The organism is Staphylococcus caeli, from assembly GCF_051413795.1.
Classification (GTDB): domain Bacteria; phylum Bacillota; class Bacilli; order Staphylococcales; family Staphylococcaceae; genus Staphylococcus; species Staphylococcus caeli_A.
In genome coordinates, this window is sequence record NZ_JBOIRQ010000051.1 from 1 (window position 1) to 413 (window position 413).

General features: G+C 33.2%; 1 protein-coding gene. It reads right to left on the bottom strand.

What is annotated here, in order from left to right:
• Window positions 1-340, bottom strand: a 340-nt coding sequence (locus ACSULM_RS12495) for a transposase (protein WP_436863124.1), incomplete at its 3' end; no start/stop codon positions are given.
• Window positions 341-413: the final 73 nt, after the last annotated feature.

A 413-nucleotide genomic window follows, 5' to 3' on the forward strand; every position in this document is an offset into this window, starting at 1 on the left:
TATTAATCCATCTATAAATCGTTTTAAATGAAAGTTCACCTAAGAATAAGCGACCAGCAATTTGCTCTGGTGACCAATGTTGTTTAAGATAATAAATGATTTTCTCCCTAAGATCGGAATTCAATTTAATTCGACGTCCACAATGCTTTCTCTTAGATTTATAGTTGGATTGAGCAGATTCAGCACTATAGTTATCATTAATTTTATTTCTACGTACTTCTCGGCTTATAGTTGAAACCGAACGGTTTAAGATACGTGCAATGTCTCTTAAAGAATAGTTTTCATTTTTTAATACCTCTATACGTGCTCGCTCAGTTATAGTAAGATGTATATAGCTCATATCGGCACCCCTTGTATGTGTTTTTGTGGTTATTAACATCTTACAATAGAGTGCCGTTTATGGGCATTTTTTT